This is a genomic window from Blastococcus litoris (assembly GCF_003075095.1).
Classification (GTDB): Bacteria; Actinomycetota; Actinomycetes; order Mycobacteriales; family Geodermatophilaceae; genus Blastococcus_B; species Blastococcus_B litoris.
Map to the genome: position 1 here is coordinate 25,532 of NZ_QCZF01000003.1, position 25,011 is coordinate 50,542.

General features: G+C 73.6%; 25 protein-coding genes and 1 riboswitch. Of the genes, 6 read left to right on the forward strand and 19 right to left on the reverse strand.

All coding sequences use genetic code 11. The annotated features are described in order from the left end of the window. The first annotated feature begins 27 nt into the window (after positions 1-27). Positions 28-1,377 (forward strand): NADP-specific glutamate dehydrogenase, encoded by a 1,350-nt coding sequence (gdhA, locus tag DCS98_RS07175; protein ID WP_116450713.1) that lies wholly within the window; start codon positions 28-30, stop codon positions 1,375-1,377. Here gdhA and DCS98_RS07180 read toward each other — a convergent pair. After that, positions 1,374-2,408, reverse strand: a complete 1,035-nt coding sequence (locus tag DCS98_RS07180) for a uroporphyrinogen decarboxylase family protein (protein ID WP_116450714.1) — start codon at positions 2,406-2,408, stop codon at positions 1,374-1,376. The two genes, gdhA and DCS98_RS07180, sit on opposite strands and share 4 nt — an antisense overlap. Before the next feature lie 63 nt (positions 2,409-2,471). Between DCS98_RS07180 and DCS98_RS07185 the strand changes: the two genes are divergently transcribed. Next, positions 2,472-3,050 (forward strand): gamma carbonic anhydrase family protein, encoded by a 579-nt coding sequence (locus tag DCS98_RS07185; RefSeq protein WP_116450715.1) that lies wholly within the window; start codon positions 2,472-2,474, stop codon positions 3,048-3,050. Between the two features lie 70 nt (positions 3,051-3,120). Here DCS98_RS07185 and DCS98_RS07190 read toward each other — a convergent pair whose 3' ends face one another. The 6 genes from DCS98_RS07190 to DCS98_RS07215 all read right to left on the reverse strand — a co-directional run bounded on the left by DCS98_RS07190 (position 3,121) and on the right by DCS98_RS07215 (position 9,783). Next, a complete protein-coding gene (locus DCS98_RS07190; protein WP_116451101.1) occupies positions 3,121-4,326 on the reverse strand; it encodes a cysteine desulfurase-like protein in 1,206 nt (401 codons plus the stop codon). 156 nt (positions 4,327-4,482) lie between these two features. Further along, the gene (locus tag DCS98_RS07195) at positions 4,483-5,250 is read right to left on the reverse strand and encodes a hypothetical protein (protein WP_116450716.1); all 768 of its coding nucleotides are present in this window, start codon (positions 5,248-5,250) and stop codon (positions 4,483-4,485) included. 195 nt (positions 5,251-5,445) lie between these two features. Then, a complete protein-coding gene (metX, locus tag DCS98_RS07200) occupies positions 5,446-6,477 on the reverse strand; it encodes a homoserine O-acetyltransferase MetX (RefSeq protein ID WP_116450717.1) in 1,032 nt (343 codons plus the stop codon). A gap of 1 nt (position 6,478) precedes the next feature. Continuing rightward, entirely contained in the window at positions 6,479-7,771 is a 1,293-nt protein-coding gene (locus tag DCS98_RS07205; RefSeq protein ID WP_116450718.1) for a bifunctional o-acetylhomoserine/o-acetylserine sulfhydrylase, read from the reverse strand. Positions 7,772-7,815: 44 nt separating this feature from the next. After that, a riboswitch (SAM riboswitch) is annotated at positions 7,816-7,932 on the reverse strand. A 52-nt stretch (positions 7,933-7,984) separates the two neighbouring features. Then, positions 7,985-9,046, reverse strand: coding sequence for a threonine aldolase family protein (locus tag DCS98_RS07210; RefSeq protein ID WP_116450719.1), 1,062 nt, complete (start codon positions 9,044-9,046; stop codon positions 7,985-7,987). A 35-nt stretch (positions 9,047-9,081) separates the two neighbouring features. Then, a complete protein-coding gene (locus DCS98_RS07215; RefSeq protein ID WP_116450720.1) occupies positions 9,082-9,783 on the reverse strand; it encodes a hypothetical protein in 702 nt (233 codons plus the stop codon). Between the two features lie 686 nt (positions 9,784-10,469). Between DCS98_RS07215 and DCS98_RS07220 the strand changes: the two genes are divergently transcribed. Continuing rightward, entirely contained in the window at positions 10,470-11,513 is a 1,044-nt protein-coding gene (locus DCS98_RS07220) for a zinc-dependent alcohol dehydrogenase family protein (protein ID WP_241037324.1), read from the forward strand. 7 nt (positions 11,514-11,520) lie between these two features. On the opposite strand, the gene DCS98_RS07225 is transcribed toward DCS98_RS07220, so the two are convergent. The 4 genes from DCS98_RS07225 to DCS98_RS07240 all read right to left on the reverse strand — a co-directional run bounded on the left by DCS98_RS07225 (position 11,521) and on the right by DCS98_RS07240 (position 14,159). Continuing rightward, on the reverse strand, positions 11,521-12,000 hold the full coding sequence (locus DCS98_RS07225; RefSeq protein WP_116450721.1) for an Rv3103c transmembrane domain-containing protein: 480 nt from the start codon (positions 11,998-12,000) through the stop codon (positions 11,521-11,523). Further along, positions 11,997-12,890 (reverse strand): mechanosensitive ion channel family protein, encoded by an 894-nt coding sequence (locus tag DCS98_RS07230; RefSeq protein ID WP_116450722.1) that lies wholly within the window; start codon positions 12,888-12,890, stop codon positions 11,997-11,999. Before DCS98_RS07230 ends, DCS98_RS07225 begins: the two co-directional genes overlap by 4 nt. 69 nt (positions 12,891-12,959) lie before the next feature. Next, positions 12,960-13,751, reverse strand: coding sequence for a thioesterase family protein (locus tag DCS98_RS07235; RefSeq protein WP_116450723.1), 792 nt, complete (start codon positions 13,749-13,751; stop codon positions 12,960-12,962). Between the two features lie 21 nt (positions 13,752-13,772). Next, on the reverse strand, positions 13,773-14,159 hold the full coding sequence (locus tag DCS98_RS07240; RefSeq protein ID WP_116450724.1) for a hypothetical protein: 387 nt from the start codon (positions 14,157-14,159) through the stop codon (positions 13,773-13,775). A gap of 88 nt (positions 14,160-14,247) precedes the next feature. On the opposite strand from DCS98_RS07240, the gene DCS98_RS07245 reads away from it, so the two are divergent. Beyond that, the gene (locus DCS98_RS07245) at positions 14,248-15,207 is read left to right on the forward strand and encodes an EamA family transporter (protein ID WP_116450725.1); all 960 of its coding nucleotides are present in this window, start codon (positions 14,248-14,250) and stop codon (positions 15,205-15,207) included. A 21-nt stretch (positions 15,208-15,228) separates the two neighbouring features. Here DCS98_RS07245 and DCS98_RS07250 read toward each other — a convergent pair whose 3' ends face one another. The 7 genes from DCS98_RS07250 to DCS98_RS07280 all read right to left on the reverse strand — a co-directional run bounded on the left by DCS98_RS07250 (position 15,229) and on the right by DCS98_RS07280 (position 20,985). Then, positions 15,229-16,233 carry an ABC transporter substrate-binding protein gene (locus tag DCS98_RS07250; protein WP_116450726.1) on the reverse strand — a complete coding sequence of 335 codons (1,005 nt, stop codon included), beginning with the start codon at positions 16,231-16,233 and terminating at the stop codon, positions 15,229-15,231. A gap of 84 nt (positions 16,234-16,317) precedes the next feature. Then, positions 16,318-17,139: an ABC transporter ATP-binding protein gene (locus DCS98_RS07255; protein ID WP_116450727.1), complete on the reverse strand. Its 822-nt coding sequence runs from the start codon at positions 17,137-17,139 to the stop codon at positions 16,318-16,320. Then, a complete protein-coding gene (locus tag DCS98_RS07260) occupies positions 17,136-18,206 on the reverse strand; it encodes a FecCD family ABC transporter permease (RefSeq protein ID WP_116450728.1) in 1,071 nt (356 codons plus the stop codon). Before DCS98_RS07260 ends, DCS98_RS07255 begins: the two co-directional genes overlap by 4 nt. Next, positions 18,203-19,255 (reverse strand): FecCD family ABC transporter permease, encoded by a 1,053-nt coding sequence (locus DCS98_RS07265; RefSeq protein WP_116450729.1) that lies wholly within the window; start codon positions 19,253-19,255, stop codon positions 18,203-18,205. The genes DCS98_RS07260 and DCS98_RS07265 overlap by 4 nt, the downstream gene beginning before the upstream one ends. Positions 19,256-19,326: 71 nt before the next feature. After that, the gene (locus tag DCS98_RS07270) at positions 19,327-20,043 is read right to left on the reverse strand and encodes a mycothiol-dependent nitroreductase Rv2466c family protein (RefSeq protein ID WP_116450730.1); all 717 of its coding nucleotides are present in this window, start codon (positions 20,041-20,043) and stop codon (positions 19,327-19,329) included. Positions 20,044-20,066: 23 nt separating this feature from the next. Beyond that, positions 20,067-20,561: a glutathione peroxidase gene (locus DCS98_RS07275; RefSeq protein ID WP_116450731.1), complete on the reverse strand. Its 495-nt coding sequence runs from the start codon at positions 20,559-20,561 to the stop codon at positions 20,067-20,069. A 28-nt stretch (positions 20,562-20,589) separates the two neighbouring features. After that, positions 20,590-20,985 carry a DUF2237 family protein gene (locus tag DCS98_RS07280; protein ID WP_116450732.1) on the reverse strand — a complete coding sequence of 132 codons (396 nt, stop codon included), beginning with the start codon at positions 20,983-20,985 and terminating at the stop codon, positions 20,590-20,592. Between the two features lie 26 nt (positions 20,986-21,011). On the opposite strand from DCS98_RS07280, the gene DCS98_RS07285 reads away from it, so the two are divergent. Continuing rightward, positions 21,012-22,976 carry an acetoacetate--CoA ligase gene (locus tag DCS98_RS07285; RefSeq protein ID WP_241037326.1) on the forward strand — a complete coding sequence of 655 codons (1,965 nt, stop codon included), beginning with the start codon at positions 21,012-21,014 and terminating at the stop codon, positions 22,974-22,976. Here the strand turns inward: DCS98_RS07285 and DCS98_RS07290 are convergent. Next, entirely contained in the window at positions 22,965-23,633 is a 669-nt protein-coding gene (locus DCS98_RS07290) for an NUDIX domain-containing protein (RefSeq protein WP_241037329.1), read from the reverse strand. The two genes, DCS98_RS07285 and DCS98_RS07290, sit on opposite strands and share 12 nt — an antisense overlap. Before the next feature lie 114 nt (positions 23,634-23,747). Here DCS98_RS07290 and DCS98_RS07295 point away from each other — a divergent pair, with 114 nt between their 5' ends. Next, positions 23,748-25,007, forward strand: coding sequence for an acyl-CoA dehydrogenase family protein (locus tag DCS98_RS07295; protein ID WP_116450734.1), 1,260 nt, complete (start codon positions 23,748-23,750; stop codon positions 25,005-25,007). The last annotated feature ends 4 nt before the right edge of the window (positions 25,008-25,011 follow it).

A 25,011-nucleotide genomic window follows, 5' to 3' on the forward strand; every position in this document is an offset into this window, starting at 1 on the left:
GTGTCGAACAGCCGTACGGGAGGAAGCGTGCACGTCGACGTGCCTGCGAAGGTGCAGGAGATCTACGCGGAGGTGCTGCGCCGCAACCCCGGTGAGCAGGAGTTCCACCAGGCCGTCCGCGAGGTGCTCGACTCGCTGGCCGTCGTCCTCGGCCGGCACGGCGAGTACGCCGAGATGAAGACGATCGAGCGGATCTGCGAGCCGGAGCGGCAGATCATCTTCCGCGTCCCGTGGCAGGACGACTCGGGCGAGGTGCAGATCAACCGCGGGTTCCGCGTCGAGTTCAACTCCGCGCTCGGCCCCTACAAGGGCGGCCTGCGCTTCCACCCGTCGGTGAACCTGGGCATCGTCAAGTTCCTCGGCTTCGAGCAGGTCTTCAAGAACGCCCTCACCGGCATGCCCATCGGCGGCGGCAAGGGCGGCTCGGACTTCGACCCCAAGGGCCGGTCGGACGCCGAGGTCATGCGGTTCTGCCAGTCGTTCATGACCGAGCTCTACCGGCACATCGGCGAGTACACCGACGTGCCGGCCGGCGACATCGGCGTCGGCGCCCGCGAGATCGGCTACCTGTTCGGCCAGTACAAGCGGATCACCAACCGGTACGAGTCCGGCGTCCTCACCGGCAAGGGCCTGGGCTGGGGCGGTGCGCTGGTGCGCACCGAGGCCACCGGCTACGGGGCCGCATTCTTCGCCCAGGCGATGATGGCTGCGGCGGGCGATTCCTTCGACGGCACGCGGGTCGTGATCAGCGGGTCCGGGAACGTCGCCGTCTACGGCATCGAGAAGGTGCACCAGCTCGGCGGCACGGTGGTCGCGGCGTCGGACTCCAGCGGCTACGTCGTGGACGAGAAGGGCATCGACCTCGACGTCCTCAAGCAGGTCAAGGAGGTCGAGCGCGGCCGGATCTCCGACTACGCCGACCGCGTCGCCTCCGCGTCGTTCACCGAGGGCGGCAGCGTCTGGGACGTGCCCTGCGAGGTCGCCATGCCGAGCGCCACCCAGAACGAGCTGGACGGCGACGCCGCCCGGGTGCTGGCCCGCAACGGGTGCCGGTACGTCGTCGAGGGCGCCAACATGCCGTGCACGCCCGACGCCGTCGACGTGTTCCGGGAGGCCGGCGTCGCCTTCGCGCCCGGCAAGGCCGCCAACGCCGGCGGGGTGGCCACCTCCGCGCTGGAGATGCAGCAGAACGCTTCCCGGGACCGCTGGTCGTTCGAGCACAGCGAGGCGAAGCTCCAGGAGATCATGCGCGGCATCCACCAGCGCTGCCACGAGACCGCCGAGGACTACGGCTCGCCCGGCGACCTGGTGCTCGGCGCGAACGTGGCCGGGTTCCTCGAGGTCGCCGAGGCCGTGCACGCCCACGGGCTCATCTAGAGCTCGGCGCGCAGCACCTCCGCGGCCAGGGCCAGGGAGCGCATCTTCCCGGCCGCCGATTCCCGGGGCAGGTACTTCAGGCCGCAGTCGCTGGTGAGCACCAGCCGGTCGACGTCGACGTCGTCCAGGGCACGGCGCACCCGATCGGCGACCACCTCGGGCGTCTCCACCTCCGGCGTGGACAGGTCGAGCACGCCCAGCGCGATGCCCTTGCCCCGCAGCGGCCGGAGGGTGGCCGGGTCGAGGTGCGACTGCGCGGTCTCGACCGCGACGGTGTCCACGGGGGTGTCGGCCAGCTCGGGGAGGAACGAGTAGCCCTCCGGCCGCTCGGACACCATCGCGGCGTACCCGAAGCACAGGTGCAGGTGCACGGGTCCGGGCGCGCCCTCGACCGCGCGGGTGACCGCCTCCGCGCCGTACTCCCGCGCGATCTCCGGGCGGGCCTGCAGCCACGGCTCGTCGATCTGCACGATGTCGGCGCCGGCGGCGAACAGGTCGGCGATCTCGGCGCGGACGACGTCGGCGTAGGCCAGCGCCAGCGCGCGGTCGTCGCCGTAGTGGTCGTCCTGGGCCTGCTGCGCCATCGTGAACGGCCCCGGGACGGTGAACTTGACCGCCCGGTCGGTGTGCGCCCGCAGGAAGCGGACGTCGTCGGCGTCGATCGGCCTCGGTCGCCGGATCTCCCCGACCACCCGCGGGACGGGGATCGGCTTGCCCGACCGGTTCAGCACGCTGCCCGGGTTGTCGAGGTCGATGCCGTCCAGCGCGGTGGCGAAGTGGTTGGAGTAGGACTCCCGGCGGATCTCGCCGTCGGTGACGATGTCCAGCCCGGCCGCCTCCTGGGAGCGGATGGCCAGCAGGGTGGCGTCGTCCTGCGCCTCGGCCAGCAGCTCCGGCGCGACCCGCCAGAGCTCCTTGGCGCGGACGCGGGGCGGGAACTGGTGGGCCAGGCGGTCGCGGTCGATCAGCCAGCCCGGCTGGGGGAGGCTCCCGACGACGGAGGTGGGCAGCGGGGGCAGCTGTGCGGCCATGCCGGGGAGTCTGCCGCGCGCGGAACCTGTGCGTGCAGGCCGGGGCTGTGCTGTGCTGACGGCGTGGCGGACAACTACATCGCAGAACTGCCCTTCGGCGCCCCGAAGATCGACGACGACGCGTTCGTCGCCCCTACCGCGGTCGTGGTGGGCGCGGTGACCATGGGTCCGCGGGCCAGCATCTGGTACGGCGCGGTGGCCCGGGCCGACCACGAGACGATCGAGATCGGCGAGGGCTCGAACGTGCAGGACGGCTGCACGCTGCACTCCGACCCCGGCTTCCCGCTGGTCGTGGGCCGGAACGTGACCGTCGGGCACCGGGTCGTCCTCCACGGCGCGCGGATCGACGACGAGGTGCTCGTCGGCATGGGCAGCGTCGTGATGAACGGCGCGCACATCGGCTCGGGCTCGATCGTCGCCGCGGGCGCCGTCGTCACCCAGGGCAAGCAGTTCCCGCCCCGCTCGGTCATCGCCGGCGTGCCGGCCAAGGTCGTCCGCGAGGCGACAGAGGACGACCTCCTGCACATCCGGGGCAACGCGGCGGCGTACTACGAGCGGCTGCCCGAGGCGCGCAAGGTGCGCCCGGTCGTCCGGCGCAAGCTCCCGCCGGCCGGGATGGTGCCCGGCGACGCACTCGCCTGATCCGACGAGATCTGCACACTCGCCCCCATCAGCCCCCTGAAGGGGGCCACTGTGCAGATCTCGCCGAGGGTCAGCGGACGGCGAGCCACTCCCGCAGGCCGGTGAGCAGGCGCTCGACGTCGTCGGCGTCGCTGTAGGGCGCCAGGCCGACCCGCAGCCCGCCGGTGTCGCCGAGGCCGAGCCAGCGGCTGGCCTCGATCGCGTAGAACGACCCGGCCGGGGCGTTGACGCCGCGCTCGGCGAGGAACCGGTACGCGTCGGCGGCGTCGCGCCCGTCGAAGGTGAGCAGGAGCGTCGGCGTGCGGTGCGCCGCGCGCGACCACAGCGTGACGCCGGGCAGGGCGGCGAGGCCGGCCTCCAGCTCGGCGCGCAGGCCGTCCTCGTACTCCTCGAGCACGGTCATGGCGGCGACCAGCCGCTCGCGTCGCGTGCCACCGGCCGGGGCCAGGTCCGCAAGGAAGTCGATGGCCGCCGTCGTCCCGGCCATGAGCTCGTAGGGCAGCGTGCCCAGCTCGAACCGCTCGGGAACGGCGTCGGTCGACGGGAGCAGCTTCGCCGGGTGCAGGGACTCCAGCAGCGCCGGGTCGGCGGCCAGCGCCCCGCAGTGCGGGCCGAGGAACTTGTACGGCGAGCAGGTGTAGAGGTCGGCACCCAGCGCCCGGACGTCGACCGGCGCGTGCGCGGTGAGGTGCACCCCGTCGACTGCGAGGAGGGCGCCCATGGCGCGCACCCGCTCGGCGATCTCGGCCACCGGCGGCCGCGTGCCGATCAGGTTGGACGCCCCGGTGACGGCCACGAGCTTCGTCCGCTCGGTGAGCACCTCGGAGATGTCGTCGGCGGTCAGCTCGCCGGTCGCGGGATCGAACGCCGCCCAGCGCACGGTCGCCCCGGCGGCCTCGGCGGCGATCACCCAGGGCCGCACGTTGGCGTCGTGGTCCAGGCGCGAGACGACGACCTCGTCGCCGGGGCCCCAGCCGGCCGCGAGCGCCCGCGAGACGTCGAAGGTGAGCTGCGTGGCGCTGCGGCCGAAGACGATCCCCCGCGGGTCGGCGCCGAGCAGGTCGGCCAGCGCCTGCCGGGCGGCGGTGACGACGTCGTCGGCGGTGCGCTCCGCGGCCGTCGTCCGCCCGCGGTTCGAGATCGGTGAACCCAGCGTCTCGGCGACCGCGTGGGCCACCTGGCGGGGCACCTGCGTGCCGCCGGGACCGTCGAAGTGGGCGGTGCCGGCCCGCAGCGCGGGGAACTGCGCGCGGACCGCGGCGACGTCGTAGCTCATGCCGGCGACGCTACCGAGCACTCGAGTGCGACGAAGCGGTGGCCATCAGGTGCTGGTCGCCACCGTTTCGTCGCACTCGCCGCTCTCTCGTCGTCTGCAGATGCGTCCCTGAGCGGCCCACTCAGGGACAGATGCGGCCCACGGTGTGTCCTGGCCTCACTGCTCCGCCACGACAGCTTTGATCCTACGGATCAGGCGCAGGTCGAGACCCGGAAGCTGGGCGAGGGCCTCGACGCCCGTCACGGTCCCCGCACCTCCGACGGCCACGCGCTTGAGGTTGGTGTGCGCCGTGAGCGGGCTCAGGTCAAGCACAGCTGGACCAAGTTTCATCTCCACCAAGCTCAACCATTCCAGCTGCGGGGCTCTCAGCCCTTCAAGCGAAAACACGCCGCTGTTGATGATCATCAGCCAACGAAGCGACGGAAGATCGGAACGAACGTCGACCACCCTGCCCCTCGCCCCTTCCAGCTTCAGGCTGTTCAACGCCACAGCTCCGTCGAAGTCGCTGAGGTTGCGCCGACTGCCGTGCACGCTTGCTGAGGAAAGGGAGGGATGACAGAGGCCGGAGAGTCCCTCTCTGTCATCTATCTCGACCTTGGTGAGCCGGTGCAAGGTCGAGAGGTCCAACGGGTTGGTCGCCATGGTCAGCGCACGCACAGATGACAGGTCCCGCAAAGATGCGATTGCGGAGTCCTCAACCGGGCGACGTGCGATGACGCTGAGATCTCGCAGGGTGTCCCGGTGCTCAAGAAAGACGTCACAGGTCAGGCCGTTGCGTCGGGGAGGGCGCCACACGATGCCGTTCGCGCCTGCATCTCGGTAGGCACGATCGCAGGCGTCGTCCCACAGCCCGTCGACCCTGAGGACGCGCAGGTGCTTCTCGGCCACTGAGCCGGTCTCGATGACCTCCATGGCGTCAGCCACCCTTGCTCCTCCATCGGGGTCGCGCGTCGTCGGCTTCGGCGGGTGGCATGACGTGCTGTGCTGTCTACCAACGAACCTTGCCACTGGTTCTGGCGCGGAAGATGCACGCGCCCGCCGGGGGCAGAGAGGTGTCTCAAGCCGGCTTCAGACACCTGCGTGCAGCAGGCGTTGTCCGGCACGAACGTCGGCGGAGAGTCAGCCGAGCAGGCCGCGCAGCAGCTTCCCGACCGCCTCAACCTCGATGAGGAAGCCGTCGTGCCCGTAGGGGGAGGGGATGACCTCGAGCGGGACGCCGAGGCCGTCGGCCACCTGCTGCTGCAGGGCGATCGGGTACAGCCGGTCGCTGTCGACGCCGGCGACCACCGGCCGCGCCGTGACCCGGCCCAGCGCCGCGTCGACGCCGCCCCGGCCACGTCCGACGTCCCAGCTGTTCATCGCCTCGGTCAGCAGCACGTAGCTGTCGGCGTCGAACCGGCGCTCGAGCTTGTCGGCGTGGTGGTCGAGGTAGGAGGCGACCGCGTACCGGCCGTCGTCCTGCACCTGGTTGCCGAAGCGCTCGCCGAGCTCGTAGGCGCTCCGGTAGGTGAGGTGCGCGATCCGCCGCGCGATGCCGAGGCCGTGGACCGGGTCCGCGCGGATGGCGGCCTGCTGCGTGGTCTGGGTCCCGATCTGGTCGGCGGTCGCGACCGCCCCCGACGCGAGGAAGAACAGTGCGGCCACGCGGTCGGGCATCGCCACCGCCCACTCCAGGGCGCGCATCCCGCCCATGGAGCCGCCGACGACGCAGGCCCACCGGTCGATGCCCAGCGCGTCGGCCAGCGCCGCCTCCACCCGCACCTGGTCGCCGACCGTCACCTCCGGGAAGCGGGCGCCCCACGGCACGCCGTCGGGGGCAGGGGACGACGGTCCCGTCGTCCCCTGGCAACCGCCGAGCACGTTGGCGCAGACGACGAAGAACCGGTCGGTGTCCAGCGGGGCGCCCGGGCCGACCAGCCCGTCCCACCAGCCCGGGGTCGGGTGACCCGGTCCGGCGGCGCCGACGACGTGGCTGTCGCCGGTGAGTGCGTGCTCCACGAGCACGGCGTTGCCGCCGTCGGCCGCGAGGGTCCCCCACGTCTCGTAGGCGACCCGGACCGAGGGCAGGAACCCGCCGCGCTCGGGGGAGAACCCGGGCAGGTCGAGGAAGACCCGGTCGCCGACCGGGTCCCCCTCGACCCACCCGCCCACGTCAGGCGCTCTTGGCTGCGCGGAAGCCGGCCTCGAGGTCGGCCAGGATGTCCTCGATGCCCTCGAGACCGACGGCGAGGCGCACCAGGCCCGGCGTCACGCCGGTGGTGAGCTGCTCCTCGGCGGTGAGCTGCGAGTGCGTCGTCGACGCCGGGTGGATCACCAGGCTGCGGACGTCGCCGATGTTGGCCACGTGGCTGTGCAGCTCCAGCGCCTCGACGAACTTCTGCCCGGCCTCCCGGCCGCCGTGCAGCTCGAAGGTCAGGACGGCGCCCGCGCCCTTCGGCGCGTACTTCTGCTGCGCGGCGTGCCACGGCGAGGACTCCAGCACCGGGTAGTTCACCCGGTCGACCGCGTCGTGCGCCTCGAGGAACTCGGCGACGCGGATCGTGTTCTGCACGTGCCGCTCCATCCGCAGCGACAGCGTCTCGATGCCCTGGACGACGAGGAACGCGTTGAACGGCGAGATGGCCGGGCCGAGGTCGCGCAGCAGCTGCACCCGGGCCTTGAGGGCGTAGGCCGGCGCACCGAGGTCCTTGTAGACGACGCCGTGGTACGTCGGGTCGGGCGTGGTGAAGCCGGGGAACTTGCCGCTGCCCCAGTCGAACGAGCCGCCGTCGACGATCAGGCCCGCGATCGCCGTGCCGTGACCGCCCAGGTACTTCGTGGCCGAGTGGACGACGACGTCCGCGCCGAACTCGAACGGCCGGATGAGGAACGGCGTGGCGATGGTGTTGTCGACGATCAGCGGGACGCCGTTGCGGTGCGCGACCTCCGCGACCTTCTCGATGTCGAGGACGTCGCCCTTGGGGTTGCCGATCGTCTCGCCGAAGAACGCCTTGGTGTTCTCCTGCACCAGTGCCTGCCACGCCTCGGGGTCGTCCGGGTCCTCGACGAAGGAGACCTGCACGCCCAGCTTCGGCAGCGAGTGGTGCAGCAGGTTGTAGGTGCCGCCGTAGAGCGACGCGGAGGCGACGACGTGGTCGCCGGACTCGGCGATGTTGAGGATCGACAGCGTGGTCGCCGACTGCCCGCTGGCCACGGCCAGGGCCGCGACGCCGCCCTCGAGCGAGGCCACGCGCTGCTCCAGCGCGTCCTGCGTCGGGTTCATGATCCGCGTGTAGATGTTGCCCATCTCGGCCAGCGCGAACAGGTCGGCGGCGTGCTGGCTGTCGCGGAACTGGTAGGCGGTCGTGGCGTAGATCGGCAGCGCGCGGGCGCCGGTCGTGGGGTCGGGGCTCGTGCCGGCGTGGATCTGCCGGGTCTCGAAGCTCCAGCTCTGCGGGTCGGTCATGCGCCGTCTCCTCTTCGCTCGCGGAGAGCCCGCGGCGCGCAGGAACTCCGTCCTTGCCGGACGGCGGGTGCCGCCCAGCCGGCTCTTCCCCTGGGAGCACCTCAGACGGAGTAGAGGTTGCCGGGCAGCCAGCCAGGTGCTTGTCGCTGCCTCTCGTGAGCCGCCCCGATCCTAAGCCGCACCCGCCCCGGCCTGCACAGGGGCCCCAGGAGATCAGCCGGCGAGCGTCGTGAACGCGCGCCTGACCTCCTCGAGCGGCAGCGCCATCGTGGCGTCGCCGACCGACAGCTCGACCAGCTGCACGCCGGGGTCGCTCGTCGTCATGGACCGCTGCCACGTCCACAGCCCACCCTCGGCCAGTGCCCGGACGGCCGCCCGCAGCGCGTCGGGTGAGGTGCGCAGCAGCAGGTGCAGCATCGGCGTCTGCGGCGGGTCGGGGACGACGGTCACGCCGGGCAGGTCGCGCACCGCGCCTGCGATCTCCCGGGCCCGCTCGAGGTAGGCCGGCATCAGCGGCAGGCGACGGCGCAGGCAGCTCAGCGCCGAGGCCGAGCCGGGCCACAGGCCGAAGAGCGTGCCGCCCATGCGGCGTCGCCACTCCTTCACCTCGGCGACGACGTCCTCCGGCCCGGCCAGGCAGCAGCCGGGGAGCGCGCCGATCCCCTTGTAGAAGCTCACGTAGGCGGTGTCGAAGAGGCCGGCGATCTCGGCGGGGGTACGGCCGTAGCCGGCGCTCGCCTCCCACAGCCGGGCGCCGTCGAGGTGCGCGGCGGCGCCGCGGTCGCGGGCCCAGGCCACCTGCTGGACGAGGTCGTCCCACGGCGGCAGCTGCCCGCCGAGGTCGCGCTGGGGCAGCTCGACGAGCAACGCGGCCGGCTGCTCGCCGACGCCGTCCAGGTCCGCGCGCAGCAGCAGCCGGTGCGGGTCGCCCACCGGCCGCCCGACCAGCCCGTGCAGGCGCTGCGGGGCGCGGTCCTCGTGCCGCTCCAGGTGGCTCATCGGGTGGTAGACGACGCTGTGCCGCCCGCGCCGGTCGGCGTGCACCCGCAGCGCCGCCTGCTGCGCCATCACCCCGCTGGGCAGGTAGGCCGCGGCCGGGAACCCGAGCAGGCCGGCGACCTCGGTCTCCAGCTCGGCGACCACGCCGCCGTCCCCGTAGTGGTCGGTCGCGGTGCCGGAGGGGATCGTGGCCAGCAGGTCGGCCGCCGACTGCGGGCCGTGCAGGTTCAGCGCGCGGTCGCAGCGGTCGCGCAGGGCGGTGAGGTCGTCGTCCACGGGGACAGTCTGATGTCCCACGTGAAACACCCGCCTCAGGCGGGCAGGACCTCGAACCAGATCGCCTGCGCCCGCGCCGCGACCGCGCCGTCCGGGGCGACCAGCGCCGAGGCGGTGGTGATCCGGCGGCCGTCCCGCGCGATCAGCCAGCTGAGCAGGACGTGGTCGGTGTCCAGCCGCACGGCCGCGTCCTGGCGGGCGGTGATGGTGCCCAGCAGGTGCGGCGCCGTGGACGCGATGGGCTGGAACGACGGGCAGTCCAGTGCCGCCCAGACGGTCTCGGGCGCCGCGACGCCGTCCGTCGACGGCAGTTCCGCCGTCGGCCGGAAGATCCCGGCCCACAGGTCCGGCCGGTCGGGCAGCGGCCCCACGAAGACCGCGACCGCGTCACCCGGGACGCGGGCCGGGCCGCAGCCGAAGCACCGCGGGAAGGGGTGGCCGGTCCGCGGGGGCAGCGCCGCTTGCGCGGCCGCCGCCTCGGCGGGCGAGGGCGGCGGGGGCACGTCGAGGTCGAGGTCGGCCGGCAGCGCCGTGGCCAGCAGCTCGTCGCCGTCCAGCAGCTCCGCGGCGGCGGCCGTCGTCCGGACCTCGAGCGGGCGGTCCAACGGGGTGGGCCGGCGCAGCCGCACGGACACCGCGGGCGCGCCGACCACGGCCGCGAGCCGACCGGCCAGGTAGCCGCCGTTGGCGGTCCCCGGCGGGCCGCAGAAGCGCCCGGCGACGGTCAGGGTGGACACCCCGCCGATCGTAGGTACCGCCCCAGGGCAAGGCCTCGCGCCCTCGTCGGAGGTGTCTCACGGAAAGTTTGGGCGATTCTTCTTCGTCCACAGACTGTCCACGCCGTTCGAGCAGCTCAACTGCGGGTTGTGGACGACGCGGACGCAGGCGTCCCCCGATGTCTCCACATGTTGTCAGGCGTGAATCCACCGACTTGTCCACAAGTTGTGCAGATCGACGTGCACACGGGTGTTGGACCCGCCCTTATTCACGTGCCTACGCTCCCAGCAGCGGTGAGATACAGCGCTGTAAGGACAGACGTTCGACGAGTCGCGGGTCCGAAGTGCACAAAGCAGAACGGGCCCCCTGCGCCAACAGGAGACCCGTCCCTCGTCTCTACCTGGGTGGGTTAGGAGACGTCGCTCATGAAACACCGACGCCACAGGTTGGGCAACGACCGGGGGCCAGGGGATGACCCGCCGGAGGGGCGAACCCCCAGGTGGGAACGGCCATGGCGCTTCGGCATAGGCGCAGCCGTCGTTGTGTCCGTGACCCTGGCAACGGGCTCAGTGACGGACGGCATCTTGGCCGTTTCCGCTGTCGCTGCGGCGGCGCACGGAGTGCCCAAGTTGAGGACCTTGGAGTAAAGGCAATGGCGCCCGGCCACGGTCAGGGTGGACACCCCGCCGACCCTACGGACCCGCCGGTGCAGGCTGACGGGGTGCGTGCGCTGCTCTTCGAGTCCTTCGCCGGCCCCCTGGCGGTCCGGGACGTCCCTGCTCCCGACCCGGCCCCGGACGGCGTGGTCGTGCAGGTCGGCGCCAGCGGGATCTGCCGCAGCGACTGGCACGCCTGGCAGGGCCACGACCCCGACGTCGTCCTGCCCCACGTCCCGGGGCACGAGCTCGCCGGCACGCTGTCGGCCGTGGGCGCCGGCGTCCGGACCTGGCGGGTCGGCGACCGGGTGACCGTGCCCTTCGTCAACGCCTGCGGGCGCTGTGCGCAGTGCGCGGCAGGGGAGCACCAGGTGTGCGCCCGCCAGACCCAGCCCGGCTTCACCCACTGGGGCTCGCTCGCGGAGTTCGTCGCCCTCGACGCGGCCGACGTCAACCTCGTCGCCGTCCCGGAGGACCTCGACCTGGCCACCGCCGCGGCGCTGGGCTGCCGGTACGCCACCGCCTTCCGCGCCGTGGCGCAGGTGGCCCGGGTGCGGGCGGGGGAGTGGGTCGCGGTGCACGGCTGCGGCGGGGTGGGCCTCTCCGCCGTCCAGATCGCGGTCGCTGCCGGGGCCCGGGTGGTCGCCGTCGACGTCTCCCCGGCCGCGCTCGACCTCGCCCGCGAGCTCGGCGCCGAGCACGCGGTGGACGGCGCGGGCGACGTACCGGCCGCCGTCCTCGAGCTGACCAGCGGAGGAGCGCACGTGTCCCTGGACGCCCTGGGAGCGCCGTCGACCTGCGCGAACTCCGTGCGGAGCCTGCGCCCGCGCGGCCGGCACGTGCAGGTCGGCCTGCTCCCGCCGGAGCAGGGCCGGGCCGAGGTGCCCATGGAGCGAATCATCGCCCTGGAGCTGCAGGTGCTGGGCAGCCACGGCATGGCCGCGCACGCCTACCCCGAGCTGCTCGGGCTGATCGCCGCCGGCCGGCTCGATCCGGGCCGCCTGGTCACCCGGCAGCTCTCCCTGGACGACGCCCCGGCCGCGCTCGCCGACGTCGGCCGCCGGCCGGGGATCGCCGTGGTCACCTCGTTCTGACGGTCGGTCAGCCCGGCGGGCTCTGCAGGGTCGGGGTGCTGCCGCGGGTCTGGGGCACGCTCGTCGTCGGCAGCGACGGCTCCCCCGTCCCCTCCGGCACCGTGGTGCCGGTCGGCTCCCCGGACGTCGTCGGCTCGGGCGCGTCGGTCGGCTCGCTGGTCGTCGGCCGGGGGACCGGCGTCGTGGGCTCGACGGGGGTCTCGGGAGCCGTCGTCTCCGGGGCGGGCGCCGGCTCCGAGGTGCTGGTCTCGGGCGTGGACGTCGACGCGGTCCCCGGCGCGGGCGGCTTCACGTTCAGGTAGAGCGCGTAGATCCCGACGAAGAGGACGGCCAGGACCACCGTGGAGGTCCGCGCCCGGCCCAGGTGCCCGGGGATGCGGCGGAACAAGCCCCGGGCGCCACCCGGTGCGGGCGCGGTGCTGACCGTCGGGGCGGCCACCTGCTGGTCGCCGGTCGCCGGGTCACCGGTCGTCGAGGGGTCGGTCATGGCTGCTCCTCCGCGGGGCCGTCGCCGTTCGCCGCCGCGGCGACCGTGGTCGGCGGGGGCACGTTCATGCCCTGGTTCCGGAACGCGAGGACGACGCGCGCCCGCAGGTCACGGCCCACCTCGAACTGCTTGCCGGGAAGGGTGCGGGCCACCATCCGGACGTTGACCTGATCCAGGTCGAGGCTCTCCACGCCCATGAGGCTCGGCGGGTCGAGCAGCAGCGGCCGCAGCGCCGGGTCGCGGAACGCATCCCGGCCGACGTCGCGGAGGATCTCGTTCACCCGGTTCACATCGACGGACGTGGGGATCGGCACGTCGACGACCGCCCGCGCCCAGTCGCGCGACAGGTTGACGACCTTGACGATCTGCCCGTTGGGCACCGTCACCACCTCGCCGTTCGCCGAGCGCACGCGAGTGACCCGCAGCGTGACGTCCTCGACCGTGCCCGTCGCCGGGTCGCCACCGCCGACGACCTGGATGGCGACCACGTCGCCGAAGCCGTACTGCCGCTCGGTGATGATGAAGAAGCCGGCCAGCACGTCACCGACGATGCGCTGCGCACCGAAGCCCAGGCCGACGCCGAGGACCGTGGCGGGCGCGACCAGGCCGGTCACCGGCACACCCAGCCGGTCGAGGACGAAGAACACCGCGATCGAGTAGATGAGCACGACAGCGGCCCAGGTGAGCACCTGGGTCAGCGAGTGCCGGTGCTTCGCCGCCTCGGACCGGACCAGCGCGTCGCCGCCGGTGGACCGCGCGTCGATCCGCTCGGTGATCCGGCCGCCGAGCCACGAGACGAACCGCGCCAGCAGCACCGACCCGAGGACGATCAGCACGACCTCGAGGCCCCGGCCCGAGAGCCAGTCCCTGACCTCGGTCAGCGCTTCCATGCCGCCCCCGCTCCTCGCCGTGTCATCACGTCCACCTTGCCTGGTCGCGCCCGGCGCCGCCGCACGCGGTCAGCGTGGCTCGACGAACAGCGACTGCGCCGAGCGGCCGATGGCGCCGTCGGCGTCGAACAGCACCGCCGTGCACTGCGCCGCCCCGGTGCCGCCGAGGGTGGTGACGGCGTCCATGCCGAGCCACTCCCCGCGCGGTGCCCGGTGCAGCGACACCAGCAGGTCGACGTTGGCGAAGGTCGCCTGCGTCCAGTCCAGCTGGGCGGAGATCCCGCTGGCCGCGTCGGCCATGACCAGCAGGTGCTGCAGCGGCGTCATCGGCTCGCCGGCCACCAGGGTGCACCGCGGCCGGGTCCACGCCGACGCGGGCCCGGGGGAGTTGAAGCTGCCGGTCGGGAACCGCCAGTCCAGCGCCCGGTGGTAAGCGACGTCGGCGGTGAAGAAGGCGGCGACCTCCTCCCGGCTGTCGTCCGGTGCGGCGGCCGCGGGGTGCTCCGCCGGCACCTCGGACGCGGCGCCGTCGGCGCGGGTGCGCATCCGCCAGGCCGACAACCGCATGAGCGGCCGCTCGTCGGCCGCGGTGAGCACCGTCTCGACCAGCTCGATCCGCCGGCCGGGGCGGACGACGGAGGACCGCAGGAACACCTCGCCGACCGGCACCGGCGCGAAGATGTCGTAGGCCATCCGCACGGTCTGGCCGCCCTCGATGGCACCGGCCCGCTCCGCCTCGCGCAGCAGCAGGGCTGCCGGGGGGCCGGCGTGCTGGAGGCCGGTGTCCCAGGGGCCGATGGTGAGCGCGGTGGCGCGGAAGCCGTCGTCCGTGGGCTCGTAGAGGGCAGCGGGCAGCTCCATGCCCGCAGTCTCTCCTCCCCGTCAGCCGGCCCCCCGGCGGGCCTCCCAGGTGGCGGCCCCGGTCCACACCGCCGACACGGCCGTCGCCGCCCACCACAGCCGGCGGAGGTCGTCGGGGGTGGACAGCAGCAGGAGGACGGCGACGACCAGCGCGGCGCCGGCCAGCGGCGGCGACCGCAGCAGCGTGCCCGCCGTCCCGGGGCCGGGGACGACGACGAAGACGGCGGTGGCCGCGACCAACAGGAACGCGCACAGCAGCGCCAGGAAGCCGGCCCCGACGCCGTACTGGGCCGGCAGCGCCACGGCACCGAGCCCGCCGGCCACGATGCCCAGCGCCAGGCCGAGCAGCGTCCGCCGGCGCCGGTCCGACCAGCGGCCCGGCGTGTCCTCTCCGCCGTCCGCCGTCACCCCTCCAGGGAACCCGGTCGACCTGGGAAATCGCTGGGACGTCGGGCAGGTAGGTGGCAACCGTACGATTGGGGACTACGTTCCCCGTGTGCCCCGCACCCCGCGCCCCGCCCTCGGTTACGCCCTGACGCTGGCTGCGGCGGGGTTCTTCGCCGTGAACGGGACGGTGTCGACACTGGCGCTGCAGGCCGGCATCCCGCCGACCCGGCTCACGGCTCTGCGCTGCACCGGCGCCGCCGTCGCGCTGCTGGTGGTCCTCGCGCTGGTCGCGCCGCAGCGGCTGCGGGTCACCTGGCGGGAGCTGCCGTTCCTCGCCGTCTTCGGCGTCGTCGGGGTGGCGCTCACCCAGTACCTCTACTACGTGGCCATCGGCCGGATGCCGGTGGGCATCGCGCTGGTCTTCGAGATGACCGCCCCGGTGTTCATCGCCCTCTACGTGTGGCTGGTGCGCAAGGAGCAGGTCCGCAGCCGGCTCTGGCTCGCGCTGCTGCTCTCGCTCTCGGGGTTGGTCTTCGTGGCCGAGGTGTGGCAGGACGGCGGTTCGCTCGACCCGATCGGCGTGGGGGCGGCGCTCCTGGCCGCGCTCTGCCTGGCCACCTACTACCTGCTGGGCGAGCGCGGCACGACCACCCGGGACCCGGTGGCGCTCACCTGCTGGAGCTTCGTGTCCGCGGCGGTCTTCTGGGCCGTGGCGGCCCCCTGGTGGCAGTTCGACGCCGGCGTGCTCGCCGAGCGGGTGCCGGTCTCCGTCGGCTCGGTGGAGCTGCCGCTGTGGCTGCTGGTGGCGTGGATCGTCGTCCTGGGCGCGGTCGTCCCGTTCTGGCTGTCCATCGCCGCGCTGCGCCACCTCCCGCCGACCGCGGCGGGCCTGGTCGCCACGGTGGAGCCGGTGTTCGCCTCGATCGTGGCCTGGCTGTGGGTGGAACAGGTGCTCAGCGGCTGGCAGGTGCTCGGCGGCGTCGTCGTCCTCACCGGGATCGTGCTGGCCCAGACCGCGCGGGCCCGGGAGGTCCCGGTGCCGGAGACCCCGGCGGCGCTGTCGTCGTAGCAGCGCCGCCGTGGGCCGCGATCAGGTGACCTTCTGCGCCTCGGTCAGGTAGCCCGCCAGCTCCTCCATGTAGGCGGCCTGGGCGACGTAGTCGGGACCGATGTACTTCCAGGGGTGCAGCTGCCCGGCCGTCACCGCGGGGAGCAGCGCCGCGGTCGGCTGGGCGGCGATCTCCTCGGGCGACATGCTGAACCGCAGCGAGTACAGCAGCACGTCGCTCGGGTAGCCGGGCACCTCCTCCCAGCCGACGGAGTGCCAGAAGTAGTCGTCGCCGCCCGGGTCCACGAAGTTCACGCCGAGGTCCTGGTAGAGCCGCAGCTGCGGGTCGTCGGCGGCCTTGGCCATCCACCAGCCGTCGGCCTCGGTGGCGTAGACGGGCAGGACGCTGATACCGCCGGCGGCCGCCTCGGTGAGCTGCTCGGACGCGGCCTCGAAGTCGGCGCGCGCGTCGGCGACCTCGCCGCCCTCGGTGTCGACGCCGAGCGCCTCGGCCAGGTCGACGACCCGTTCGATCACGTCGGCGGCCGACCCGCGGTAGGCGATGGTGACGATCGGCGCGATCTCGGCCACCTGCTCCTGCTGCGCCATGTCGTTGAAGCCGTAGCCGGCGGTGCCCTCGGGGATGTCGCCCGTGGAGTCGGCCGGGTAGATCGTGGTGACGATCAGGTCGGGGTCGGCGGCGGCCAGCGCCTCCAGGTCGATCTCGCCGTACGCGCTGCCGACGATCGCGACGTCGGAGAGGTCCCGGCCGTCGAAGGCGACGTCGTCCTCGGCGGAGGTCTGGCCGAAGGTCGCGACGGGCTCGACGCCGTAGTTCCACAGGGACGCGGCCAGGTCGTTGAGCCCGGCGATGCGGGTGGGCGCCTCGTCGAGCTCGACGGTGGTGCCGAGGTCGTCGGTGAACGACCAGCCGCCGGTGGACGCGGTGCCGGTGTCGTCCGCGGGGTCGTCGCCGCAGGCGGACAGGCCCACGGTCACGCCCAGGGCCAGGAGGCCGCCGAGGAGGCGGCGAGAGGTGCGGTGCAACGGAACTCCCTCGGGTGAGGGGATGCATGATCATCCCAGTCGCGAGGAAGGTTAGCCTGCCCTAACTAGACGCCGGATGCGGGGTCAGCGCAGCCGGCGGACGGGCACGACCATCGGGGTGCCGGTCACCGGGTCGGGCAGCACCCGGGCCTCCAGGTCGAAGACGTCGGCCAGCAGCTGCTCGGTCAGCACCTCCTCCGGGCGGCCGGACGACACCAGGGCGCCGTCCTTCATGGCCACCAGCCGGTGGGCGTAGCGCGCCGCCAGGTTGAGGTCGTGCAGGACGACGACGACGGTGCGCCCGCGCTCGGCGTGCAGGCGGCCGACCAGCTCGAGGACGTCGATCTGGTGCGAGAGGTCGAGGTAGGTGGTCGGCTCGTCGAGCAGGATCAGGTCGGTGCCCTGCGCCAGCGCCATGGAGATCCACGCCCGCTGCCGTTGCCCGCCCGAGAGCTCGTCGACCGGCCGGTCGGCCAGCTCCGCCATGTCGGTCCAGGTGAGCGCCTCGGAGACCACGGCCTCGTCGTCCCGGGACCACTGCCGCAGCCAGCTCTGGTGCGGGTGCCGGCCCCGGGCCACCAGGTCGGCGACGGTCAGCCCGTCCGGCGCGACCGGCGCCTGCGGCAGCAGCCCCAGCACCTTGGCGACCTCGCGGGTCGGCGTCTTCACGATCGCCTGCCCGTCGAGCAGCACCTGGCCGCCCGTGGGGCGCATGAGCCGGCCGAGCGCCCGCAGCAGCGTGGACTTGCCGCAGCCGTTGGGGCCGACGATGGCCGTGAACGAGCCCTCGGTCAGCTGCAGGTCGAGGTCGCGGACGACGACGTGGTCGTCGTAGGCGAGCGTGACCTGCTCGGCGGCGAGACGGACCCGTCCGCCCGCCGTCCGTGGGTCCAGGACCTGGGTCATACCGTCGATCGCCGCCTTCCGCGGACGAGGAGCCAGAGCAGGTAGGGGGCGCCGAGGACGGCGGTCAGGATCCCGACGGGGAGCGCCTCGGGCAGCACGGTGCGGGTCACCAGGTCGGCACCGACGACGAGCGCCGCCCCGAGCAGCCCGGAGGCCAGCAGCGGAGGGCGGGAGCCGCCCGTCAGCCGGACCGCGATCTGCGGGACGACCAGCGCCACGAACGTGATCGGACCGGCCGCCGACACGGCGAAGGCGACGCAGGCGATCGCGACGAGGACGACGGCGGTCTGCGCCAGCGGCAGCCGGACGCCGAGCCCGCGCGCGGTGTCGTCGCCGAACTGGAGGACGGCGAGCGAGCGGCTGGCCGCCAGCGCCAGGGGCAGGAGCACCGCCAGCGCCAGGGCCAGGGGCAGCGCGTTGTCCCAGGTGCGTGCGTTGAGCGAGCCGGTGATCCAGACGTAGGCCGACGCGGCGTCGTAGATCTCGGCGTTGGTGAGCAGCCAGTCGACCAGAGCCGTGTTCACCGACCAGAGCGCGATGCCGACCAGCACGAGGCGGTAGCCGTCGATGCCGGCCCGCCAGGTCAGCACGAACAGCAGCACCCCGACCAGGAGCGCGCCGAGCAGCGCGGCGACGGGGATGCCGAGGCCGGCGACCGCGCTGCCGGAGCTCAGCACGATGGCGGCCACCGCCCCGACGGAGGCGCCCATGGTGATGCCGAGGGTGTCGGGGGAGGCGAGCGGGTTGCGGGCGAAGGTCTGGAACAGCGCACCGGCGACGCCGAGCGCCAGGCCGACGAGCAGGCCGACGGCGATCCGCGGTGCCCGGAGCTCGAGGACGATGAAGTCCTGCGCCCCCTCGCCGAGGCCGACCAGCGTGCGCAGCACGTCGGGCACGCTGATCGGGAAGTCGCCGCGGCCGAGGCTGACCGCCGACAGCAGGACCAGGACGACGAAGGCGGCCAGCGGCACGACCAGCTGGCGCCAGCGCACGATCCCCGAGACCCGGCCGACGCGCACGACGGTGCCGCTGCGCAGCGGCGCCGGCGGGGGTGCGGTGACGGTCACAGCCCGGCCGTCTTCCGGCGGCGCACGAGGGCGATGAAGAACGGCGCCCCGATCAGGGCGAGCACGATGCCGACCTGCAGCTCGCCCGGCCGCGCCACGACCCGGCCGATCACGTCGGCGGTCAGCAGGAGGACCGCGCCGGCGAGGGCGGAGCAGGGGACCAGCCAGCGGTGGTCGGGGCCGGTGACGGCGCGGACGGCGTGCGGCACGACCAGGCCGACGAAGGCGATCGGCCCGCACGCCGCCGTCGCGGCGCCGGCCAGCAGGGTGATGGCGGCCAGCCCGACCGCCCGCGCCAGCCAGATCCGCTGGCCCAGGCCGCGGGCGACGTCCTCCCCGAGGCCGAGCAGGTTCAGCGCCGGGCTGTTGACGACGGCGAGCAGCAGGCCGAGCGCGATGAACGGGCCCACCTGCCAGGCGACGTCGGCGTCCCGGCCGGCCAGCGCGCCGACCACCCAGAAGCGGAACTGGTCCAGGGTCTGCTGGTCGGAGACCAGCACGGCGCGCACCAGGCCGTAGAGCAGCGCGGACAGGGCGGCGCCGGCGAGCGCCAGCGTGACCGGCGTGGCGCCCCCGCGGCCGGCGGAGCCCAGGACGTAGACGGCGACAGTGCCGGCCAGGGCGCCGAGGAAGGCGAACCAGACGTAGCCCGACGGCGTCCCGATGCCGAGCCACGCGATGGACAGGACCACGGCCAGGCTCGCGCCGGCGGTCACGCCGAGAAGCCCCGGGTCGCCGAGCGGGTTGCGTGTGTGCCCCTGCATGAGGGCGCCGGCCACGCCGAGCGCCATCCCGACCATGAGGCCGAGGACGGTCCGGGGCACGCGGAGCTGGCGGACGATGACTGCTTCCTCGGTGCTGAGCCCGCTGTCGAGCAGCGACCGCCACACCTCGCCGAGCCCGATCGAGCGGGTGCCGATGGCGATGCTCACCAGGCAGGCCACGACCGTGAGGGCGAGGAGGACCAGGAGACCGATCCACCGCCGCGTACGCGCGGGCCGGTGCGCTGCCGCGGGGCCCCGGGTCGGGGCAGCGGTCGCGGCGGTCACGTGCGGCTCCCGGGACTGTGCGGTAAGGAAGGCTTACCTTACCTACTCTCCTGGGTCGGCCGCGGAGCGCGCTACCGCTTCTGCCGGCGGCTGCCGCCGTGCCAGTCCTCCTCGACCCCCGTCTCACCCGCGCGGACGCCGAACGCGAGCAGCTGCGGCCGCTCGCGCATGCTGCGCTTGAGCTCCGCGAACCCGGGGAAGCCGGCGAGTGCCACGACGTGCTCCCACAGCTCGACGGCGTCGTCGTCCTCGGGCAGCCGGCTGATGACCGGCCCGAAGAACGCCACCCCGTCCGGCGGCCGGAAGTGCAGGATCGGCGTGCCCACGTCCTTGCCGGTCAGCGCGAGCGCCTCGTCGGTCCAGGCCCGCAGCTCGGGGTCGAGCGTCTCGTCGTCCAGGGCGCCGGCGACGTCCGTCGGCAGCCCGGCCTCGGCGAGCACGGGGAGAACGAAGTCCCGGCTGCTCCGCTCGCCCGCGCCCGGTGCCGGGTGCACCTCGAAGATCCGCCGTCCCAGGGCCTCGTAGAGGGGCGCGACGGCGTCCGGCCCGTGCTCGGCTCGCACACGCGCGGCCACCCGCAGCAGGCGCAGCCCGTCGGTGTGGCCGACCTCGTAGTCGCTCGGGAAGTGGGCGTCGTAGTCGACGTGGGCGTTCAGCAGCCGGAGGGAGATGAAGCGCCAGTCGACGCGGTAGTCCCGGCGGGCGGCGACGACGCGGACCCACTTGCTGGTCATCCACGCGAACGGGCAGACCGGATCGAAGTAGAAGTGCAGATCGGCGTCGGCCACGGCCCGAACGTAACCCGGCAGGCTCAGCCCGGCAGGACCGATTCGATGGCGGCCCGCACCTCGGGGGCGTCGGGCAGCGTCTGCGGCCGGAAGCGGGCGACGACCTCGCCCTGCCCGCTCAGCAGGAACTTCTCGAAGTTCCAGGCGACGTCGCCGGCCTTCCCGTCGGCGTCGGGCGTGGCGGTGAGCTGCTGGTAGACCGGGTGGGCGTCCGCGCCGTTGACCTCGATCTTCTCGGTCATCGGGAAGGTGACGCCGTAGGTGGCGGAGCAGAACTCCGCGATCTCCTCGGCGGACCCCGGCTCCTGGCCCATGAACTGGTTGCACGGCAGGCCGATCACGGTGAACCCGCGCGCGGCGTACTCCTCGTGCAGCGCCTCGAGGGCGGTGTACTGCGGGGTGAGCCCGCAGCGGCTGGCCACGTTGACGAGCAGCGCCGGCCCGCCGCCGGTCAGTTCGCGCAGCGTCGTCGGCTCGCCCTGGAGCGTGGACACGGGCAGGTCGAGGAGGTCGCTCATGACCCGCCCAGCGCCTCCCGGCCGGCGTTCATTCCAGACCGCTGACGTCGTCGGGGACGTCGACGGCGTGCTGGCGCAGCGCCTCCAGCGGCACGATCTCCAGGGCGCGGGCGTTGGTGGCGGCCAGGACGACGCCGGCCGCCGCGCCCGCCTGGTAGGCCTGCAGCCACCGCACGGCGACGACGCACCAGCGGTCTCCCGGCTGCAGCCCGGGGAAGCCGTACTCCGGCCGCGGGGTGGACAGGTCGTTGCCGAGGTCGCGCTGCATCCGCAGGAAGTCGGCGGAGACGACGGCGCAGACGGTGTGCGAGCCGAGGTCCTCGGGACCGGAGGTGCAGCAGCCGTCGCGGTAGAACCCGGTGAGCGGCTCGGTCCCGCACGGCTCCAGCGGGCCGCCCAGCACGTTGCGCTCGTCGGGCTCCACGCCGCCCAGGATGGCATGGTCGAGGGGTGACCGACGTGCTGTGGGAGCCAACCCCCGAGAGCATCCGGAACACCCGGATGGCCGCCTTCGCCCGCTGGGTGGAGGAGCGCCGGGGCCTCTCCTTCGGGGACCCCACGGACTACGACGCGCTCTGGCGCTGGTCGGTGGACCACCTCGACCAGTTCTGGGGCGACCTCGCCCGCTGGGCCGGGCTCCTGGACGTGCCCGACGACCGCGTCCTCACCGACCGCAGCATGCCCGGCGCCGTCTGGTTCCCCGGGACGACGGTCAACTACGCCGAGCAGGCGCTGCGGCACGCGACCGACGAGCGGCCCGCGCTGGTCGTGGTCGCCGAGGACGCCGAGCCGGTCGAGGTGCCGTGGGCGGCCCTGCGGATGCAGGTCGGCGCCTTCGCCGCCACGCTGCGCCGCCTCGGCGTCCAACGGGGGGACCGCGTCGTCGGCTACCTGCCCAACGTGCCGGAGGCGATCGTCGCCTTCCTCGGCGCCGCCGCGGTGGGCGCCGTCTGGTCCTCGTGCGCGCCCGACTTCGGCACCCGCGCCGTCCTCGACCGGTTCGCCCAGATCGAGCCGGTCGTCCTCGTCGCCGTCGACGGCTACCGGTTCAACGGCAAGGAGCACGACCGGCGCGACGTCGTCGCCGAGCTGCGGGCCGGCCTGCCGACGGTGCGGACGACGGTCGCCGTCCCCCGGCTCTTCCCCGGCGAGGTGCCCGACGGCGCGCTGCCGTGGGCCGAGGCCGTGCGGGACGAGCAGGAGCCGGTGTTCGAGGCGCTGCCGTTCGACTCGCCGCTCTGGATCCTCTACTCGTCCGGGACGACGGGGCTGCCGAAGGGCATCGTCCACCCGCACGGCGGCGTCGTCCTCGAGCAGCTGAAGTCGGGGCTGCTGCACCAGGATCTCGGCCCCGGCGACCGCTTCTACTGGTACACGTCGACCGCCTGGATGATGTGGAACGTCGTGGTGTCCTCGCTGCTGTCGGGGGCGACGGCGGTCGTCCACGACGGCGCGCCCGCGTACCCGGCGGTCGACGCGCAGTTCGCGCTCGCCGCCCGCGTCGGCGTCACCGTGCTGGGCACGAGCCCCGGGTACCTGGCCGCCTGCCAGAAGGCCGGCGTCCGGCCCGGCGACGACCACGACCTCTCCGCGCTCCGGGTGCTCGGGTGCACGGGATCCCCGCTGCCCGCGGCGTCCTACCACTGGGTCTACGACGCCGTCGGCACCGACCTCCAGCTGACCTCCGCCTCGGGCGGCACCGACGTGGCGACCGGCTTCATCGGCAGCTCACCGCTGCTGCCGGTCGTCGCCGGCGAGCTGCAGCGGCCGAACCTCGCGGTGGCGGTGGCGTCGTGGGACGAGGACGGCCACCCGGTGGTCGGCGAGCTCGGGGAGCTGGTGGTCACCGAGCCGATGCCCTCGATGCCGCTCTACTTCTGGAACGACCCGGGCGGCGCGCGGTACCGGGAGGCCTACTTCGAGCCGTGGCCCGGCGTCTGGCGGCACGGCGACTGGCTGGAGATCACGTCGCGCGGCACCTGCGTCATCACCGGCCGGTCGGACTCCACGCTCAACCGCGGCGGCGTGCGCATGGGGACGGCGGACATCTACGCGGCCGTGGAGTCGGTGCCCGAGGTGCTCGACTGCGTCGTCCTCGGCGTCGAGCAGCCCGACGGCGGCTACTGGATGCCGCTGTTCGTGCAGCTGGCACCGGGGGAGGAGCTCACCGACGAGCTGGCGGGGCGGCTGAGGACGGCGATCCGCGAGCAGGCGTCGCCGCGGCACGTGCCCGACGAGATCATCGCCGTGCCGGGCGTTCCGCACACCCGCACCGGCAAGCGGCTCGAGGTGCCGCTGAAGAAGCTGTTCCAGGGCGTTGACCCGGCGCGCGCGGTCAACACCGGTGCGGTCGACGACGCCTCGCTGGTCGAGCACTACGTCGGCCTGGCCCGGGACCGTGCGTCATCGCGATGACGCACGGAAGGGGCCGCGCAGGGCGGCCCACTGCAGCAGCATGATCGTCTTCGCGTCGGCGATGCGGCCGTCGTCGACCATGTCCAGCGCCTCGTCGAAGGGGAGCTCCAGGACCTCGATGTCCTCGCCCTCCTCCTCGAGCCCGCCACCGGCGCCCGTGCGGTCACCGGGCCGGTAGGGCGCCGCGTAGAAGTGCAGCCGCTCGGTGACCGACCCGGGGCTCATGAACACGTCGAAGACGTGCCGCACCTCGCCGAGGGTGACCCCGAGCTCCTCCTCCGCCTCGCGGCGCATGGCGACCTCGGGTGCGTCGTCGTCGAGCAGCCCGGCAGCGGCCTCGACGAGCATCCCGTCGGGGTGGCCGTTGACGTAGACCGGGTAGCGGAACTGGCGGGTGAGCAGCACGGTGCGGCGCTCCGGGTCGTAGGGGAGCAGGGTCGCGCCGTTGCCGCGGTCGTAGGTCTCGCGCTGCTCGGTCACCCACTCGCCGTCGCTGCGCCGACGCCGGATCGTCGTCCTCCGGAGCACGTGCCACGCCGCGGCCAGCAGTTCGACGTCCTCCACGACGACGTCCGGGTTGCCGGTCAGGTCGCGGCCGACCCGGTCCAGGCCGGTGCGGCCGCGGGAGTCGGGGACGTCGATGCCGGGGGTGCTCACGCCGGTGATCATGCCGGGTGAGGCTGCTCACCTCACGGGTGACGGCGGCATGCGGCGGGCATGCCCAGCCGCCAAGGTGTACGTGATCATCCCCGCGCCGCCGAGGAGACGACGATGACGTCGAACGAGACCGAGACGCTGCAGCCCGAGCCGCCGGCGCTGCTGCCGCCGTGGCACACGCCCGGGCGGGAGAAGCTGCAGGAGCAGGCCCGCCGGTTCGCGATGGACGAGGTGCTGCCGGTCGCGAACGAGCTCGACCCGCACAAGGGCGAGATCCCGGCGTCGCTGCTGTCCCGGCTGGCCGAGCTCGGCTACTTCGGCATCACCGTCCCCGCCGAGCAGGGCGGGCTGGGCCTCGGCGTCTTCGAGTACTGCATGGTCAGCGAGGAGCTGGCCCGCGCCTGGATGTCGACGGCCAGCATCCTGGCCCGGTCGCAGGGCCTGGGCACGGCCGTGCCCGACGCCGACCGCCGGCACGACCTGATGGCCCGCAGCGCCCGCGGCGACTGGATCGGCGCCATCGCGCTGTCCGAGCCGGACGCCGGCTCGGACCTGGCCGGTGTGCAGACCCGGGCGGTGCTCGACGGCGACGAGTGGGTGGTGACCGGCCGCAAGCGCTGGTGCGGCAACGCCAAGGCCGCCGACTTCATCCAGGTGCTCGTGCGCGAGCGCGAGCCGGAGGAGGGCGAGTCGCGCTCGGCCGGCCTGCTCAACCTGCTGCTGGAGAAGGAGCGCGGGGAGTTCCCCGAGGGGCTGTCCGGGCATCCGATCGACAAGATCGGGTACCACGGCTTCCTCACCTGGGACCTGACCTTCGACGGCGTCCGCATCCCGCGCGAGAACGTGATCGACCAGGCGAAGGCCGCTCGCGAGGACAGCGACGCCGACGGCGAGGCGGCCGAGCAGGCCGGGTTCGCCGAGGCGCAGAAGTTCCTCAACACCGCCCGCGTGCACACCGCCGCCCGGGCCGTCGGGCTGGCGCGCGCCGCGCTGGAGGACTCGATCCTCTACCTGCAGGAGCGCGAGCAGTTCGGCCACCCGATCGGCGACTTCCAGGCGCTGCGCTTCGCCGTGGCCGAGATGGCCGCGCAGATCGAGCAGTCCCGCGCCTTCTACCGCCAGGTCGCCCACCTGCTCGACCTCGGGCTGCCGGTGCACAAGGAGGCCTCGATGGTGAAGCTCGAGGCGACCGAGATGTCCATCCGCGTGACCAACCAGGCCATGCAGCTGCACGGCGGGAACGGCTACACCACCGAGCGGCAGGTCGAGCGGCACTGGCGCGACGCCCGGCTCACCACGATCTTCGAGGGCACCAGCGAGATCCAGAAGCGGATCATCAGCGACCGCCTGCTCCCGCGTTCGCCGCTGTCCTGAGCGG